The organism is Emergencia sp. (assembly GCF_048465375.1).
In the GTDB taxonomy this organism is placed as follows: Bacteria; Bacillota; Clostridia; order Peptostreptococcales; family Anaerovoracaceae; genus Senimuribacter.
Map to the genome: position 1 here is coordinate 68,983 of NZ_DBFWLQ010000004.1, position 14,962 is coordinate 83,944.

At 45.7% G+C, this 14,962-nt stretch carries 11 protein-coding genes; 9 read left to right on the plus strand and 2 right to left on the minus strand.

Translation table 11 applies throughout. The annotated features are described in order from the left end of the window. The first annotated feature begins 14 nt into the window (after positions 1-14). Positions 15-1,289, plus strand: coding sequence for a RidA family protein (locus ACMQ5W_RS04170; protein WP_419023635.1), 1,275 nt, complete (start codon positions 15-17; stop codon positions 1,287-1,289). Positions 1,290-1,538: 249 nt separating this feature from the next. Then, on the plus strand, positions 1,539-3,671 hold the full coding sequence (locus ACMQ5W_RS04175; protein WP_419023637.1) for an EAL domain-containing protein: 2,133 nt from the start codon (positions 1,539-1,541) through the stop codon (positions 3,669-3,671). Positions 3,672-3,681: 10 nt separating this feature from the next. Here ACMQ5W_RS04175 and ACMQ5W_RS04180 read toward each other — a convergent pair whose 3' ends face one another. Then, complete coding sequence (locus tag ACMQ5W_RS04180; protein ID WP_419023639.1) at positions 3,682-4,677, minus strand: SPL family radical SAM protein; 996 nt, start codon at positions 4,675-4,677, stop codon at positions 3,682-3,684. A 529-nt stretch (positions 4,678-5,206) separates the two neighbouring features. On the opposite strand from ACMQ5W_RS04180, the gene ACMQ5W_RS04185 reads away from it, so the two are divergent. Beyond that, positions 5,207-6,031, plus strand: coding sequence for a hypothetical protein (locus ACMQ5W_RS04185; protein ID WP_419023641.1), 825 nt, complete (start codon positions 5,207-5,209; stop codon positions 6,029-6,031). Between the two features lie 550 nt (positions 6,032-6,581). Here ACMQ5W_RS04185 and ACMQ5W_RS04190 read toward each other — a convergent pair. After that, positions 6,582-7,130, minus strand: a complete 549-nt coding sequence (locus ACMQ5W_RS04190) for a TetR/AcrR family transcriptional regulator (protein WP_419023643.1) — start codon at positions 7,128-7,130, stop codon at positions 6,582-6,584. A gap of 136 nt (positions 7,131-7,266) precedes the next feature. Between ACMQ5W_RS04190 and ACMQ5W_RS04195 the strand changes: the two genes are divergently transcribed. The 6 genes from ACMQ5W_RS04195 to ACMQ5W_RS04220 all read left to right on the plus strand — a co-directional run bounded on the left by ACMQ5W_RS04195 (position 7,267) and on the right by ACMQ5W_RS04220 (position 14,789). Continuing rightward, complete coding sequence (locus ACMQ5W_RS04195) at positions 7,267-7,764, plus strand: hypothetical protein (RefSeq protein ID WP_419023645.1); 498 nt, start codon at positions 7,267-7,269, stop codon at positions 7,762-7,764. A gap of 75 nt (positions 7,765-7,839) precedes the next feature. Further along, a complete protein-coding gene (locus ACMQ5W_RS04200; RefSeq protein ID WP_419023647.1) occupies positions 7,840-9,093 on the plus strand; it encodes a hypothetical protein in 1,254 nt (417 codons plus the stop codon). 129 nt (positions 9,094-9,222) lie between these two features. Next, positions 9,223-9,759: a CD3072 family TudS-related putative desulfidase gene (locus ACMQ5W_RS04205; RefSeq protein WP_419023649.1), complete on the plus strand. Its 537-nt coding sequence runs from the start codon at positions 9,223-9,225 to the stop codon at positions 9,757-9,759. Between the two features lie 138 nt (positions 9,760-9,897). Continuing rightward, positions 9,898-10,977 carry a glycosyltransferase gene (locus ACMQ5W_RS04210; RefSeq protein WP_419023651.1) on the plus strand — a complete coding sequence of 360 codons (1,080 nt, stop codon included), beginning with the start codon at positions 9,898-9,900 and terminating at the stop codon, positions 10,975-10,977. A gap of 76 nt (positions 10,978-11,053) precedes the next feature. Next, positions 11,054-12,760: a BclA C-terminal domain-containing protein gene (locus tag ACMQ5W_RS04215; protein WP_419023653.1), complete on the plus strand. Its 1,707-nt coding sequence runs from the start codon at positions 11,054-11,056 to the stop codon at positions 12,758-12,760. A gap of 367 nt (positions 12,761-13,127) precedes the next feature. After that, positions 13,128-14,789 carry a thioester domain-containing protein gene (locus tag ACMQ5W_RS04220; RefSeq protein ID WP_419023655.1) on the plus strand — a complete coding sequence of 554 codons (1,662 nt, stop codon included), beginning with the start codon at positions 13,128-13,130 and terminating at the stop codon, positions 14,787-14,789. Positions 14,790-14,962 lie beyond the last annotated feature (173 nt).

The following is a 14,962-nucleotide window of genomic DNA, read 5'->3' on the forward strand; positions in this document are numbered from 1 at the left end:
AGGAGTATACTATTATGAGCAGTTATAACGCAGTATTAGCTAGAAATACAGAAAATGCACCGACGGATATCGGTCACTCTTCGCAGACAGTGGCGTTCTCCCACTACAATAACCTCTCTGCCCAGTTGCCCATTGACCCCAAAACAGGTGAGCTGGCGGCTGGCGGTATCAAAGGACAGGCAATGCAGTGCTTTAAGAACATCAAAGCGATTGTCGAGAGTATCGATCATTCTATGAGTGATGTGGTGAAGATTACGATTTTCGTCAAGGATATCAAAGACATAGAAGCTGTAGACGAAGTGTACAAGCCGTTTTTCCCCGGTTATGTTCCCGCCCGGACTGTGGCCGCTGCAGCCGCTTTACCTATGGATGCCCTGGTACAGGTGGAAGCGATTCTTTCCAACGGAGAGGGTACCATTCCAAATGCGCCCCAGGCAGGCGACCTCATAAAGATAACAAACAACACAGAAAATGCACCGACCTGTTCTCTATCCACACAGACTGTAGCATTTTCTCATTACAATCATCTTTCCGCCCAGCTGCCCATTGAAGCGAAATCCGGCAAATTGGTCACTGGCGGTGTCAAAGAGCAGGCGGCACAATGTTTTAAGAATATCAAAGCGATTTTAGAGAGTATCGACGTTCCCTTTGACGATATCGTAAAACTGAACATCTTTCTCAAAGACCTGGCAGATAGAAATGTCGTGGATGATGTCTATAAGACGTTCTTTCCGGACTCTGCGATTGCAAGGGCAGCAGCCTACGTTCCAGCGCGGACCTTCATTGCTGCTTCCGGATTACCGATGAACGCCTGTGTTCAAGTTGAAGCGGTAGTATCCCACGGAGATGGCACGCCTCCGCAAGCAGTGGAGGACAGGCACGGATTGATCATTGAAGCGAACAATACAGAAAACGCGCCAAAATGTCCTTTGTCCACACAGACAGTAGCTTTCTCCCATTATAACCACCTTTCAGCACAATTACCGTTAGATCCGAAAACTGGCAGCATGGCTGCCGGCGGCGTAAAAGAACAGGCAAGACAGTGCCTGGACAACATCAAGGCCATCGTTGAAAGTATCGGTCATGTGATGGACGATGTGGTGAAAGTGAATATTTTCCTCAAAAATATTGCAGATATCGAGGCGGCAGATGAAGTGTACAAAGACTTCTTCCCAGACGGTATCCCTGCGAGAAGAATTGTCGGCGTATCGGAATTGCCTGACCAAGCCTGCATCCAAATCGACGCAGTGGTGTCCAACGCAGAAGGAACACCGCCGATGACAAATTAATCTCATATCACGTTAGAAATTGCAGAAAAGCAACAGGTGATCATTCGATTGAGCGGACCTGTTGCTTTTTTGATAGAAGGTTATTTCTGTGTCATTTTATTGAAATCCCTTGCTTCTCAAAGCTTTTGATTGTGTATCCATTCTGCCCGTGATAGAATAGATAAAAAGGGCCGGCTTGCAGAAGCAGGCTGACGTTCTGACAATGAACGTACAATCAGCTGGTTATGAATACAGGAGAAGATGTCACACATGAAGCAGGATAATTTTGAAGTAGAAGATCGGGAAATATACGCCGCCTTGATGGAGAGTATTGACGATTACGTCTATATTGGGGATTTGACAAGTGATAAATATTTCATATCACAGAATATGTTGGACGATTTTGAGCTTCCTGGCAGAATGGTTAACGATTTGGTCAGCGCGTGGGGAGCACTGATCCACGAAAAAGACAAAGCGCGTTTTTTCAATTCTATTCAGGATATGCTGGATGGCAGGACAGATTCGCACAACGAGGAATACCAGATACGAAATCGACAGGGACAGTATATCTGGGTCCATTGCCGGGGCAGGCTGTATCGCGACCAGGAGTCGGGCAGGCCTCGTTCTTTCGTGGGCATAGTAAAGAAACCTACGTCCATCGGCAAAATCGACCAAGTAACAGGACTGCACACCCACGAGAAATATGTGGAAGCTATCGAGGGAATGGCAGCGGCTGGTGTCATGTCAAAAGCAGGAATGATCTTGTTGGGCATCGATGATTTTTCGAGAATCAATACCCTGAAAACCCATCATTTTGGCGATATCGTTTTGCGTTACGTTGCCCAGGACCTGATGAGAATGCTTCCGCCGGGAACCATGCTGTATCGTTTTGACGGCGATCAGTTTGCCATTCTTTTGCCAGTGGGAAACAGAGCTACGTTATTCAGAATCTACGAGAAAATACAGAACTTTACGATAGAACCTCATTTTGCGGAAGGGCAGGAGTACAGTTTCACGATATCGGCAGGCGCAGTGTGTTTTTCTGAAATTGGGTTCATTGAAGAAGATGTTGAGAAGTGTGCCGCCATCGCCTTAAAAGAGGCGAAAGCGATGGGCAAGAACCGGTGCGTGTTTTTTGCGCCGGAGATGCTGGACTATAAAGTGCGCGAACAAAAAATTCTGCAAGAACTGGCAGGGAGCGTAAGGGAAGGGTTTCAGGGCTTTCATCTGGCCTATCAGCCGATTACAGATGCAACGGATCTGACCGTAATCGGCGCCGAAGCGTTGCTGCGGTTTCACAGTGATACTTATGGTGCATTAGGACCTGATGAATTCATTCCGCTGTTGGAGAATACAGGCTGTATTTTTCCAGTGGGACGCTGGGTTTTATCTCAGGCGATCAAAACCTGTGTACGGTGGCGAGAGAAAATTGACGACTTTACAATCAACGTCAATGTATCCTGTCTCCAGTTCAAAGACGACAGCTTTGCCTCTGTGGTAGAAGAAGAACTGAAGAGATACGGACTGCCGCCGCGGTATCTGACACTGGAGATGACAGAAACTTATTTTGTAACGAACAAAGAGAATCTTGCTGCTACAATATCCTATCTCCACGAGTTAGGATGCAAAATCGCCATGGATGATTTTGGAACGGGCTACTCATCGTTGGGAAGATTGACGGAGTTCAATATTGATGTAGTGAAGATTGACCGCCTATTCGTACAATCGCTCAATGCCAACCACTATAATTACAGCTTTGTGGAAGCAGTCATCCGCCTGTGTCATAGGGCGGGCATGAAGGTGTGCATTGAAGGCGTAGAGACTGCGTTGCAGCAGCAAAATGTCAGCGCTTTGCATGCTGACAGCCTGCAGGGATTTTATGTGTCCAGACCAGTGCCGCCAGAGGACTTCCAACAAAACTTCATAGAGCATCCAGACTGTATGTTTGCAAAGGCCGCACCAAAAAACATCCCTTCACAATATTTGAGGATGTCCGGAGACAAAGATCTGCTGCTTTCGATGATGGATGCCGTGCCGCTAGCCCTTAATTTATGGAACCAGAATTATCAAAATGTGGAGTGCAACCAGGCTGCGGTCAAGCTCTTCGGCTTGCGGGAGGAAGCGGAGTATCTCGACCGATTTTTTGAACTGAGCCCGGAGTTTCAGCCCGATGGACTGCCATCGATGCAGAAGGCGAGGGATAAGATAAAAGAAGCTTTTGAACAAGGCAAATCAGTATTCTATTGGATGCATTGCAGACTGGATGGAGAATCAATTCCCTGTGAAGTCGTTTTGACACGCCTGTCTTACAAAAACGAATACGTCGTCGCTGGCTATACAAAAGACCTGCGAGAGCATGACCTGCAGGCAGAAAAGGAATTCCTGGATTTGGTGGGCTTATAGAGGCGTTTCACTAACTGACGTACACGATCTTGACATCCCCTAAGATCCGCTTAATCTCCGTGCGCAGAAATTGCTCGGCTTCTTGCCTAAGTTCGGGCTTATAGCAATATTTACCTCTGCCGCGGCCAGTCATCAGTTCTTTGTCATAGAGATCTGGGGCATTGGGGAAAGCATCGCCGTTGATGGCTCGATGGATATAAGAATATGTCATCATAATTATTTCGAGGAACATCTCTTCCTTCATCTTTTCTGACAAACCGTCCCGCAACTGCTCCAAAAGCTCCGTGTACATTTCTTTCCAGCCGTCCACCAGCATGACAGGCGCGATCAGGAGCCCGCAGGGATAACCTGCTTCACACATTTTGTTGACGGCTTCTATCCGCTCTTGCAGATTAGAAGTGCCTAGTTCGATACGGTTGATCAGAGGCTGGGGGTTGACACTCATGCGAAAAATGACTTTCCCCTTGTGAGGCAAGTCAAGAAGCGAATCCACCATATGAAACTTTGTTGGAAAGGTCAGACTTCCGAAACCTTCCTCCGCGAAACGGGGGATGGTGTAGCCGAGGTTGCCGGTGATGGTATTTTCCAGCACCAGATCGCTATTGCTGCCGATTTCGAAAGTCAACGGTTTGTCACTGCTTACGCTTTTTTTGATTAAGCGGTCCAGCATCTGCTCCCTGTTGACGAAAAGACGCAGATAAGCACATTTGTTATAGTTGCAAACCAGATAACAATATAAACACATAGCAGTGCAGCCCGACGATGTGTAGGGAACCAAGTAGTCTGAAACCTTCTGGTTTTCCACATATTTGTGGGTTTTTCTAGTGCCAATGATCAAATTGCGCTTCATCTTGCCAAACTCGGCATTTTCTTTTTCTCGCATTTCTTTGATGGAATTGTGGCTGTCTATCGGTATCCACGGCAAATCAGCAAATTGTTCTTTTAGCTGTTTTCCCAATTCATAGGACAGACTGTCCGGTTCAAAATATATTGCGTCAAATTTCATGATTCACCCTCGATTCTGATGTATAAGCAGATTACACTTTCCTTTTATCTAATAGTATGTGCACCTGGGTGGGCGTTTATTATCAGTAATTTGTAGAGGACTACCTTGTGAGTTTTAAGCAGTTTTAGAAATCCCTCCGCCTTTTCCAGTCTTCTTCGAAATGCGACAGACTCAATTTAGACATGTTCCATTATCCATGACATTCTGTCCAAAGAGGCGCAGGCGATTAGCAAGATAGAATTTGTGCTGGCATTCCCAAGTTTATGGCTAGCAAGAAATGCGTCATATATATTCTTCACCAAGAATCACGACATAGCCGACTTTGAGTTGGATGGAGTCTAATTTACTATTTTTGTATGGCCGAGTAAGAGTTCAAGTAAAATAGAGAATCTGATAAATTTTACCCATAGAGACGGGGGAATCTGACATCCGCAATAAGGAACCGATGACAATAGGAGACCATTTCTTTCATGATGGCATATGATGTATATTAGCAGCTATGACTGCAAATTGAAAAGGGTGTGATTTAATGAACAATTTTAGTAGAGATTACGAAAAAGGAGAAATGAATTGCGATATTGTACCATCATGGGGAAATAGAAATCAAAGTGCTGCATGGCAGTATTATAATATGTATCCTGTAGGATATCCTTGTTTTCGCAGATATCCGCAAGCTGTATGTTGTCCAAATTGCCCAACCGGTCCGACAGGCCCAACAGGCCCAACAGGCCCGACAGGTCCAACAGGCCCGACAGGTCCAACAGGCCCAGGTTCAATAGGTCCGACAGGCCCGACAGGCCCGACAGGTCCAACAGGCCCAACAGGCCCGACAGGTCCAACAGGCTCAACAGGTAATTCTGTTGAATGTTTTTGCGTTCAGCAGATGAGAAATGTTCTCAGACAAATTATAAGCCTCTATCCTAATGATAACATTATTGTCGCTATGGAAAGCGGAGATAATGCTAGTGGACGTCCGGGTTCACTATTGCCAGCACCTAATACCAACCCAAATGCAGGCTTATTCCAACTTGTAAATAATCAAGGTGTTCCTCAAGAGGCGGTATCCATTTGCCGGATTGTATCAGTTAGAATTACTAGCACCACTTATAATGATACAATCACTTATCTTCCTGCGCCAGTTCCAGCTCCAGAAGGGTGTGGGGCAGATTGTCAAAATGCTATTCGACAATATCTTCCGATAGGCACTAGCAGTGTGAATGTTAAGGCTGGCGGTCAGACTGTTGCGCAGGGTACTGTATTGGTCAATGAGTTCGGAATGCTGGTTCTGGTAGGGGCTAACGAAAGTGATCCAACCTTCGTGTCAACCTGCAAAGCAGAGATTTTGAGCAAATAAAAGAGTCGATATTAAAATTTTTGAATAGACAACCGACGTAAAAGAGGGGTAATCATATTATGACAACCCCTTCTTTGCAGTTGCAGGGAAATTTCACTTTTCTAATTCGCGTTACATTTTTATGATCTGGCGGATGAAAGTGAGTGGATGGCAAGAAAAGACGCAGCGTGAAGTTGAGAGGCACAAACTCTCATCGCACAATTATGCGCTAAGGTAAAATCGAAATCATTCCAATTTAATGATACGTTGGGAAGGCACGTCTGCTTTTTATTAATCAGGACAGCAACGCATCATAAGAGCAATTTGATGTAATGAATAAAATTGACCAAGAACATGGCTCCGGCAAAGGTTGACCTGATATTCTGCGCCATGGAGTCGATGGACAATACATTGTGGATAACCTGCATTCAGGCGGGAAGCCGATCTATTGGAAAGTTTATGGGCGAAAACATCAGGGTGCCAAACACACACGGCATACAGATTGCCAAAGTGGTTTCTAGTTTTAGGCATAGGAAAATCCATAGCTGACAGCGATTACATCTGTTAATTGCTATTTTAAGATCGCATCGATAATTTTGCTCATTTCTTCTGGCCTTTTTCTCGGACTTTCGGAACACCAGAGAATTGTAACTTTCCAGAATCCCGCCAGTTTAAAGGCGAATTCATACTGATACTGCTTGTATTGCCTTTCCAGCTTTTCTTTGCTGATTCCGGCAGAGACATGTCCTGACTTCAAAGCCGCCTCGTAGATGAGAGAAAGCAGGTGATCTTCTATGAAGTAGAGCAGATGCGCCTTATTGAGCAGCAGAAGTATATCAATGTAACTTTCCCAAAATTCAAAATAAGATCTAGCGATGGCCTCCAAGGTGTCTGCACTGTTGGCGATGATTTTAGCTGCAAATTCATCCATTAAAAGCTTTGTCGTATGCGCTATGACCTCATCCTTTGATTTGAAATAACGATAAAAAGTTCTCCTGCCAAGACCTGCCTTGTTGACAATTTGATCGACTGTTATATCTCGATAATCCCGTTGTTTGAGTAAGGCAAAGAGTGCCTCTATGATCCACTTCTTCGTCCTATTTTCTTCCTTGATTTCCATAATCTCCTCCTGTGGCACAAAATTAAATATTTGTATCACTTTTTCCTCGCTTATTGCTCTCAGTAGCTGATGGTATTATACTAGGTCTAAAATAAATGCACAAGTGTGCCACTACCGTTAATAAAAGGAGCAAAATATGTTATTAGCAATTGAATGCATCGTCGCCTGTATCGCGCTTACGCTGATCATCCTTCCTGCACTATATCAAAACCCTGTCAAACAGATTATGTCATATCCGCCGTCCATCAGAGAGAGGGTGGAAAGTCTGCCTCAATATGCGGGTGTAATCCAAAAAATAGAGAGGCGGCATATTACCATCAAAATCTGCGCTGTATTTCTCTTTGCAATTGTTTTGGGTCTGACTGCCTATTTCTCAGGCGCAAAGACTTTCAGCAATGCCTATATCCATGTGTTTATGCTATTTTTAGCAGTCAATGTTTACGATGTCGTCGTATTGGATATTGGGTTGTTCTGTCACAGTAAGAAAGTGAGAATACCGGGAACGGAAGACATGGAGCAAGCCTATCGTGATCCGTGGTTTCATGTAATTGGAGGCTTCAAGGGGCTTTTGATTGGCGCTGTGACTGCGTTGCTGTCAGCCTGCGTTGTTCAAATCCTTTCCGCGGTGCAGTGAAAATCAAATGACGGGATACCGTAAGAATGGTATAATGGTTCCATAAACCGACGGCGTTTCCGAAAGGAGGTTTGGATGGAGCGACAATATGTCAGGTCAGAGAGGGCACACTTTATGTGCCCCAACATGCATTTTGGCATTCTGGTCAAAGTCAATGCCCCATATGATGCGGCGAAGGTGGGTGAAACCATAGATATCCTAGCAAACGCCCATCCCTTCCTGCGCAGTGTGATGGGATGGGAACAAAATCACAGCTGCCTTTTCTACCAAGTGAGCGAAAACTCCCGCGTCGCTTTGACAGAAAGAGAAAGTATACAGACCATCTGGCAAGACTACAGCGGCATCAGCAAAACCAACTGGAATGTTTTCGAAGAGGGACTGCTCAAGGTCTTTCTCTATCCTGATCAGGAAGATTTTCAGGTCCTCTTCATCGCACATCACATATTAGCAGATGGGCGGCGTTTGCTGGAACTCTGCTGCCAGTTTGCTGATTTGTATGTGCAGGGCACCAGACCTGATTATGCAGAGGAGCGCCTAATTGCAGAACCTTCAGATCTGCCGCCGGGAAGCGAGCTTTCAAACGTGAATCGGTTATTGTTGGTGAAGGCAAACAACCAGTGGAAAAAAGAAAAGCGGCAGGTCACTTACGATGAATATGCAGCGTTTGCAGAGTCTTTTGTCAGAGAACAGCCAGTGGCTCACATGTGCAGTTCCTTAGGGCAAAGGGGTGTAGAGGCAATGAGGATACTTTGTCATGAGCAGCAGATTTCAATTAACGATTTATTGACCGCCAGATTGTTTTTGACAACAAAAGAACCTAAGATTATCATGGCGGCAGATATTCAGGATAAGCTTTATTGTTATCAGCAAGGTGCTTTAGGAAATTACGCTTCGGCCTTGAGTCTCTATTGGAAGGGGAGAGAAAGAGACGAAATCCGATTGGCAAAAAAAGTGCATAGACAGGCAGCTGTACATCTGGCAGATAACCGAAAGTTAATGCTCATCCTTTCCTGCTATTTGAATTTAGAAGGTTCCTTAATTGACGCAGCGGCTATAGCGGCACTGGGGTGTTTTGATAGTAAAGCAGCTCGTTTTGTCGGCCGCACCATGTTGGGATATGGAAAAGGAGAGGGCATCAGTATCACCAATCTGGGTGCTATTGAAAATCAAAATATCCGTGAGGCCACCTTTATTCCGCCTGCTTCACCGGCGGCAAAAGAAACTTTTGGCATAGTGACAGTGAATGGCAGGATGGCGTTGTGCTGTAGTTTCTATGAGAAATCCGTGACAGCAGAATCCGTAAGAGAACATATCACCAAGCTAGTCTGAATTCGGAGACCTTATGAAGGAGCAAAAAAACTTTGTTTATCATCGGCAACGGCGGCATCGATATGCCGTATACTGACTTCGTATCATAGAACTTTTTAAAATAAGACTTTTAATCAGGAGGATCATCATATGTTTACAGATGCAAGAAGCAAACGCGTCATATTTGTTGCACACTGCCTGCTCAATCAGAATTCAATTTCTGACGGTACGGCAGATTACCCAGGCGTCAATGAGGCGATTCTGCAGACTTTGCTGAAGGCAAAAGTGGGCATCGTACAGATGCCTTGTCCGGAACTCTGCTGCCTTGGCTTAGACAGGGGCAATGTTTTGGGTGCCGAAAGTCCAGTTGTAGTCGAGAACACGCGTATTCGCAAAGCGATGCAGGAACCGGAAGCATGGGCACAGCTTTCTGTGCTGACAGAGTATGTCATGAGACAGATTTTACAGTATCACAAGCACGGATTTGAGGTTGTTGGCATTGTCGGCATCAATCGTTCTCCTTGCTGCGGCGTCAATACGACTTCCGACGATAATAGAGAGATAGAGGGACAGGGTGTTTTTATAATGAAATTGAAAGCAGCTTTGGCAGATGCCAATTTGATAATCCCTGTCATAGGTATAAAAGCAGATGGAGAAGCTGCGAAACGGGTAAAAGCACTTCTGTAACTGACATGAAGTTTAAGACCGGTTGAGATCGTCTGATCAAAGGATTAGGCGGTCTTTTTTTCACACTATGATAGGACCTTCATATGATATTAAGATAGCCTTTATATAAGCCTATTCAGCATATGAAGGAGGATATGAATGATAACAATCAGTTTATGCATGATACTAAAAGATGAAGAGGATGTCTTGGATCGCTGTCTTTCCAGCGTCAAAGAATTGGTAGATGAAATTATTATCGTAGATACAGGGTCTGCAGATGCGACAAAGCAGATTGCTTTACAATATACTGACCAGGTTTATGATTTTGCCTGGATTGACGATTTTGCCGCTGCCAGAAATTATGCTTTTTCTCAGGCAAATATGGAATATTGTATGTGGCTGGATGCGGACGATGTCGTAGAAGAGAAGGAGCGTTTGGACTTTTTAAAACTGAAGAATACCCTCACTTTGGATACGGACATTGTTATGATGCGCTATAATACCGCTTTTGATGACGATGGCAACCCATCTTTTTGGTATTATCGGGAGAGAATTATCCGCAACGATCAAAGTCATCCATGGCAGGGAGCGGTCCACGAGGTCATCACACCCAATGGCAATCTCTTATATTCTGATGTTGCAATTTCCCACAAAAAACTGCGGGCAGGTGACCCGGACCGCAATCTCAATATCTATAAAAAGTTGTTGGCAGAAGGGAAGAACCTTTCTGCACGCGAGCAGTATTACTATTCCCGCGAACTATACTATCACCAGTTGTATGATGATGCAATCAAAGCTTTCAATCTTTTTTTATCTCTGCCAGAAGGTTGGGTGGAAGATAAAATCGAGGCGTGCATCATGTCAGCAAAGTGTTACAGGCAGACTGGAAAAACTGAAGAGGCGCTGCAGAGGCTTTTCCAAAGCTTGCTTTACGACGTTCCGAGAGCAGAAGTCTGTTGCGAAATTGGAGATTGCCTTATGCAGATGGAACGTTTTGAAACGGCGGTATTTTGGTTTAAAACCGCGTTGAACTGTCAGCTTGATTATCGCAAGGGCGGATTCATTTTGCCAGACTGTTACGGCTATATTCCGACAATCCAGTTGTGTGTCTGCTATGATAAACTAGGAGAAACAGAGGAGGCAGAGATGTATAATGTCAAAGCCGGGGAATATAAGCCAAATGCGCCAGCAGTTCTGCATAATAAGGCATATTTTGATAAAAAATTAAAATCTCATTAAATTCAGGGACCCCCTTTCAGATAATGTCATATTATAAAAGTGCGGTACGGCCGCAAATTGAAAGGGATGTGAATATATGAATTATAATATAAATGGAAGATGTGGATATATGGATTATGGTATGTGCTATCCAGTATACCACTGTACAGGAACGCAAGGGGCAACCGGTCCGACAGGCCCAACAGGACCGACTGGACCGACGGGTCCAACCGGTCCAACAGGTTCAACGGGTACTGCTGGCGCAGTCGGGGCAACGGGTCCGGCCGGAAGAGATGGTGCAACCGGCGCAACCGGCCAAAATGGTGTGACACCAACAATTACGGTTGCGGGAACTGTCACAGGGAAACCCGGAACAAGTGCAGGCGTTGATGAAACGTTTACCCCTGATGGTGCACAGCTGCTCTTTACCATTCCTGCAGGTCCGACGGGAGCCACTGGATCTCCAGGAACGAACGGAGCCGATGGCAGAGACGGAGTTGATGGAGCAACCGGAGCAACCGGGGCCGATGGCAGAGACGGAGTTGATGGAGTGACTGGAGCAACCGGGGCCAATGGCAGAGATGGAAGAGATGGTGCAACTGGAGCAACCGGCGCAGCGGGAGCAGACGGCGTTGATGGAATTGATGGCCCAACAGGCCCGACGGGTCCAACCGGCCCGACCGGCCCAACAGGACCGACCGGAAACACAGGAGTAGGAGTAACTGGTCCAACGGGAGCAACGGGTCCAACAGGTCCAACAGGTCCAGGCTCAGGCGCTACAGGTGCAACTGGTTCGACAGGAGCAACAGGCCCAACAGGAGTAACCGGAGCAGATGGCCCGACGGGTCCGACGGGAGCAACCGGAAACACAGGAGCAGACGGAGCAACAGGCCCGACAGGAGCAACTGGAAATACCGGTCCAGATGGAGCAGATGGCCCGACAGGTCCGACGGGAGCAACAGGCCCAACAGGAGCAGACGGAGTAGCGGGAGCAACAGGAGCAACCGGAAACACAGGAGCAGACGGAGCAACAGGCCCGACAGGAGCAACCGGAAATACCGGTCCAGATGGAGCAGATGGCCCAACAGGTCCAACGGGGGCAACCGGTCCAACCGGAGCGGCAGGCACAGCAGGCGCAACGGGTCCAACTGGAGCAGTGGGAGCAACAGGTGCAAATGGAGCGACAGGTCCAACAGGCCCAACCGGAGCCGCAGGCACAGCAGGCGCAACCGGAGCAACGGGTCCAACTGGAGCAGTGGGAGCAACAGGCGCAAATGGAGCGACAGGTCCAACGGGCCCAACCGGAGCGACAGGTCCAACTGGAGCAACAGGTCCGACGGGAGCGACAGGGGTTGCAGGTACAGCAGGAGTAACAGGAGCAACAGGTCCAACTGGAACTACTGCAACAGTCAATAGTATGAATGCAGTCAATACCAATGGAGCGACAATCGCGGTGCTTTTGGGCGGAACTACAGTTCCCCTTCCAAATGACCAGGTTTTAGATAGTTTCACAGTAGATGCTGGAAATACAACCTTCACTGTACCAGCTACAGGAACCTATATGGTTTCCTATCGCGTATCGACTACAGCAGGACTATTGATGTCATCTCGTGTTATGCGTAATGGTACAGCATTGTCAGGTTCCACTTTCTCGCCGGCTGTATCAGTCAGTTCCTATGCAGCCACAACTTTTGCTACGCTGACCGCAGGCGATACGTTGCAGCTTCAACTTTTTGGGCTGGCAGGAGCAGCAGTTCTTCAGGGAGGAAACGGAGCATCACTAACTGTAATCAGGCTTTCTTAATTAATCAAACAATAGTAATCTTGCAGTCATAATGATGGACTAAAATAAATCATAAAAGCGAGGCATGTGAAATTCTGCCTCGCTTTTGACGTATCAATGACTTTATAACGGCGATTTTCTACATATGAGAAAGCGCAACTGTTCTAGAAGGATTGATACATCCGGTACTAGCAAATGCTAAACATCCCTCACAGCTCATTGACATTATTGATATATAAAGATGATTTGCCAGACATTTTATGGGAAAGACGAAATAAGTGTTGATTTAGAAGAAATGATGTTTTGTCAACGTACCGGAATCCTTCTGACTCGCATATATTAATCTTGGAGAACTTTCTTCTAAAATAATATATAGGGAGGAATTATTGTGCTTGAAACAAGAGCTTTAAATATATCAAGGCCGTTTATCGTCTATAACGGCAATGATGTCAGTGGAACCGCAGGCGGCAATCCCAGCGTAGAAAGTTATTGCGCTTTGGATTACACTTCGGCATCACGATATCGTTTAAAAAGAGATGACCACAATCAGATATTTCAATTCTTTGGAAACCTTTTAGGCAGCCAAAATAAATTAGTGTACTGTTTGGATAAATTTGCTGATGGACCATATAATGATGTTCCGTATGAAAGCAGACCGTTTGAAACCCTGTTTCCGGGGGCGACTGAACGTCAGAAGGAGATGTTCGGCTGGATTATGGCGAATGCCTTTCCTACTGTCAGTGCCAGTGAGACTTTCACCCTTGCAGGTGTGGATTCGACGGCAAGTCCTGTGCTGGATGATAATGATGCCTATGCGGCTGTACAAGTCGCTCTTTGGGTATTGCTGGGGCAGATTGCTTTAGACGAGGTATATTTTCTCGATTGTACGACAGGAGATCCTCATCCGAAATCTGACAGGATGAGGGCAACCGTGCTGGCGCTCCTCGATCTTGCAGGACAGTATGTAGATGCAGATGCAACTTTGCCAGAAGGTCTGAACTCGTCCATGGCATACTGCTGTGGAGGCTGCACTTCCTTAAATTGTTGCAATCGAAGCATTTTACCGACATCTGGAAATGAGCCATACCTTGTCTTCCAGGGCTGCCCAAACGAAGTTCGCACAATATGCGGAAGATTATTAATCGGTCCATTCCGGATTCAGTCTGGTTTTGCAGGCCAGCCACAGATTGATCTGATACCATTCTGTGACTGCAATGGTGATTATTCATGGTCGTACATGGACTTTTGCGGAAATCCGATAGCTGATCCGGTTATTGGTCAGGAATTCTATATTGCACTGCGAATCCCTGGCAATTTTGCATGCTTCACTCTTACAGCATCATTTTCGGGGATAATTACCCGGGTCATTGCACTGGAGGCACAGAGCAACGTATTAAATTATCAGCCAATCGGCACGGCCTTTGACGACGAGCCAATTACATTGACCGCAGAGCTTTGTATCTGTGCAGCATATCCAGAATGCACAAGCGCTGGAATTGAGAATGGTCAGTTAGGCATCAACATTAACAATAATAACAATAACAGCAATGACAATAACAACAGCTATCAGCCACAGCAGACGGAACGTCAGACAGAAAGACAGACTGAGCGTCAGACAACGACTAAAAGGCAGACCACAACAACGGCAAAGAAAACGAAGCCAAAGCCGACTACAACTACGAAGGCTAAGCCAAAGGTAACCCTTACTCAGAGTGATATAGACAGACTTCAGAAAGAATTGCAGGCATACAGCAATGAATTGGCAAGACCAAGAGTCGAGAAGATATATGCCGAATTTGGTTATTCATCAGTAGATGAATTTTTAGCAGACACCGCAGATATTAACCTCGACACTGCTTCATGGGTTTCGAGTGATAACCTTTACAGTTATGATGAATATAATGAAGTGCTAGAAAGAATGAAAAGTGACATAAAGGGTGAATATGATTTTTATGACGAGCACAACTTAACTCAGTCTATAATAATCATTCAAGCAGGAACAGATTATTATGGTCACTCCTGTTGGAACACATATTTGCTGAGAGCATAAAAACTGAATAAAGCGTTTAAGACGATTGATAAAAATTTCAATCGTCTTTTTTTATGCAAAAAAATAATATCCGCAAGGATTTGACATAGAGAAATAAATTGAAAGGGCGAGATAAAAATGAAGAAAAGTATCGTAAAAAGGATAGGCTCTTTATTCACAGTGCTTCTCCTTAC